This window comes from Actinotalea sp. C106 (assembly GCF_023630195.1).
Classification (GTDB): Bacteria; Actinomycetota; Actinomycetes; order Actinomycetales; family Cellulomonadaceae; genus Actinotalea.
The window spans coordinates 1-3018 of record NZ_JALPKN010000336.1; the positions used below are offsets into that span (position 1 = coordinate 1).

Here is a 3018-nt window from a genome sequence, read left to right on the forward strand (position 1 = left end):
GTGCCTGCCGGGGCTGGCCGTCGCGGAGCGGCGCACGCCGCGGCGGGCCTCGCAGCTCGCGCCGCGGCTCGCCTCGCTGGTGCGGCACGGGTTGTGGTGGGCCCAGGACTATCTCTACGCGGGCCTCGCGCAGCTGCGGGGGTGGCGAGGACGCTCCGAGGCGGGGGAGTACCTCGACCCGCCAGCGCCGGTGGGGCCCGACGTCGTGCTGGTCCCGGGGGTCTACGAGCCGTGGACCTTCATGCGCCCGCTCGCGGCACTGCTGCACGCGCAGGGCCACCGGGTCCACGTGCTGCCCGAGCTCGGGTACCACCGTGCCCCGGTGTCGACGGGGGCGGCCGTGCTCGGTGCGCTGCTGCGTGACCGGGACCTGAGCGACGTCGTCGTGGTCGCGCACAGCAAGGGTGGGCTGGTGGGCAAGCTCGCGATGCTGCGCGAGGACCCCGACGGTCGCATCAACCGGATGATCGCGGTCAACACGCCCTTCGGGGGGTCGGTGCACGCACGGTGGTTCCCGGGACGGACGGTCCGGGCGTTCTCCCCGCGGGACGCCACGGTCCTGGCACTGGCGGTCGAGCACGAGGTCAACGCCCGCGTCACGTCGGCCTACAGCAGGTTCGACCCGCACATCCCAGGCGGGAGCAGGCTCGAGGGGGCTGCCAACGTGCAGCTGCGTACCCCCGGTCACTTCCGCGCCCTGGCCGACCCAGAGCTCGCCGAGGTCGTGCTCTCGACCCTGACCGAGGTGCGTGGGGTGCGGGGCGGGGCTTCGTCGTGACCTGCCGTGCCCGTGACCTGCGTGCCCGTGACCTGCGTGCCCGTGACCTGCGAGCCCGCGCCCTGCGAGCCCGCGCCCGAGCCGCCATAGTGGAGCCATGCCCACCTTCGTTGCCCGCATCCGTGTGCCCGCCGCGATCGACGACGTCGTCGCGACCGCCTTCGTCCGTCAGATGCTCGAGCACCCGACCGACGGGGAGATCCTCGAGCAGGAGGGCCACGCCGAGGAGGGCGCGGTGCGCATCGCCTTCGAGGCCGACGACCAGCGCGACGCCGAGACCCACGCGCGCCTGCTGACCGAGCGGGCGCCGGGCACCGAGGTCCAGGACGTCGTCCAGGCTCCCTGAACGCCACGGTCCGGGTCGGCGACAGCATGCCGGCGCGGGCCGGTCAGGATCGGGGTCGATCGGGGTCGGATGGTGACCGTGATCAACCCCGCCGGCTCTCGGATGGCTGGTCAGGGGCCTGTTGAGGCTTGCCTGTCCTTGCTGGCGACGGCGCTTCGACCTGCCTAGGTTCGAGGTATGGAACCGTCGCGAGCGGTCGAGGAGAGCAGGTCCACCGCCCCCGACGCGGGGCGCGAGCCCGCGGGGGACGAGACCTGGGCCCGGACGGGCCTCAAGGCCCGGCTGAACTGGTTGCGCGCCGGGGTGCTGGGGGCCAACGACGGGATCATCTCGATCGCGGGGCTCGTGGTCGGGGTCGCGGCCGCGACCACCGACAGCACCGCGATCCTCGTCGCGGGCCTGGCCGCCCTGGTCGCCGGGGCGATCTCCATGGCCCTCGGCGAGTTCGTCTCGGTCAGCAGCGCGCGGGACACCGAGCGGGCCCTCATCGAGCGCGAGCAGGCGGCCCTCCGTGCCGATCCCGAGGGGGAGCTCGAGGAGCTCGCCGCGATGTACCGGGCCAAGGGACTCAGCCCGCCGACCGCGCGCCAGGTCGCGGTCGAGCTCACCGGTCGGGACGCGATCGCCGCGCACCTCGACGTGGAGCACGGGCTCGACCCCGAGGACCTCACCAACCCGTGGCACGCAGGCCTGGCCTCGGCCGTCGCCTTCGTGGCGGGGGCGGCCCTGCCCCTGGCTGCCATGGTGCTCTCGCCGCCGGAGGTGCGGATCGGGGTGACCTTCGGTGCGGTGCTCGTGGCGCTCACCGTCACGGGGTCGGTCAGCGCCTGGTTCGGCCGCGCGCACCGGTCGCGGGCGGTGCTGCGGCTCCTGGTCGGCGGTGCCCTCGCCATGGCGGCGACCTACGGGATCGGGGCCCTGCTCGGCGCGACGGTCGTCTGAGCGGGCTCGCTCCTCAGGCGGACTCGCGCAGCACCAGCCGCGCGGGGAACATGACCGAGATCTCCTCGACCTCCTCGCCCGCGAGCAGGGCGTGCAGGATCTGCCCGGCACGGGTGGCCATGTCCTCGATGGGCTGGCCCATCGTGCTCAAGGTGGGCGCGGTGGTGGTCGCCACGCCCAGGTCGTCGAAGCCGAAGACGGCGAGGTCCTCGGGGACGCGGATCCCCCGGGCGGAGAGCTCGGCGAGAGCCCCCGAGGCCATGAGGTCCGAGGCGATGAAGACCGCGTCGAGGTCGGGGTGGGCGTCGATGAGGCGGGCCATGGCCGCCCCACCCCCCTCGACGGTGAAGTCGCCGAGCTCGACGGCGTCCCGGGCGAGGCCGGCGGCATCCATCGCGGCACGCCAGCCCGAGAGCCGGTCGATCGCGGCGGACATGTCGGTCGGTCCGGCGATGGTGCCGATGCGGGTGCGGCCCAGGCCGATGAGGTGCTCGGTCGCGAGCTGGGCGGCGTGGTCGTTGTCGGTGTCGACGTAGCGGGCCGTGGCCGGCACGTCGAGGGGACGTCCGATGAACACGCAGGGCAGGCCCGACTCGACCAGCTCGCGGTTGAGCCGGTCGTCACGGTGGTGCGAGGCGACCACCGCCCCGTCGACGTGACCGGTGGTGAGGTAGCGCACCGTCCGGGTGGACCAGCCGTCCTGCCGGGCGATGAGCAGCACGAGCTGCAGGTCGGACTGCTCCAGGGCCCGAGCCATGCCGTTGATCGTGCTCGCGAAGAACGGGTCGGTGAGCACGCGGGTGTTGGGCTCGGGGAGCACGAGAGCCACCGACCCGGTGCGCCGCGTCGCGAGGCTGCGCGCGACGGGGTTGGGCGTGAAGCCCAGCTCGGCGACCGCGGCCTCGACCGCGGCGCGGGCCTGGGGGCTGACCAGGTGCCCGCCGTTGATCGC

Annotated in this window: 4 protein-coding genes; 3 read left to right on the top strand and 1 reads right to left on the bottom strand. The window is 74.1% G+C overall.

Features of this window, described 5'->3' with window-relative positions; all coding sequences use genetic code 11:
• The 3 genes from L0B03_RS15880 to L0B03_RS15890 all read left to right on the top strand — a co-directional run.
• On the top strand, positions 1–778 hold a 778-nt coding region (locus tag L0B03_RS15880), incomplete at its 5' end, for a hypothetical protein (RefSeq protein ID WP_308200098.1).
• A gap of 97 nt (positions 779–875) precedes the next feature.
• Positions 876–1124, top strand: coding sequence for a hypothetical protein (locus L0B03_RS15885; protein ID WP_250447632.1), 249 nt, complete (start codon positions 876–878; stop codon positions 1122–1124).
• Between the two features lie 177 nt (positions 1125–1301).
• The gene (locus tag L0B03_RS15890; RefSeq protein ID WP_250447637.1) at positions 1302–2066 is read left to right on the top strand and encodes a VIT family protein; all 765 of its coding nucleotides are present in this window, start codon (positions 1302–1304) and stop codon (positions 2064–2066) included.
• 13 nt (positions 2067–2079) lie between these two features.
• On the opposite strand, the gene L0B03_RS15895 is transcribed toward L0B03_RS15890, so the two are convergent.
• A partial coding sequence (locus L0B03_RS15895) for a LacI family DNA-binding transcriptional regulator (RefSeq protein ID WP_250447641.1) occupies positions 2080–3018 on the bottom strand: 939 nt, incomplete at its 5' end.

Coding starts and splice junctions, on each gene's coding strand:
- L0B03_RS15890 (WP_250447637.1), top strand. CDS start 1,302: ATGGAACCGTCGCGAGCGGTCGAGGAGAGCAGGTCCACCGCCCCCGAC.
- L0B03_RS15885 (WP_250447632.1), top strand. CDS start 876: ATGCCCACCTTCGTTGCCCGCATCCGTGTGCCCGCCGCGATCGACGAC.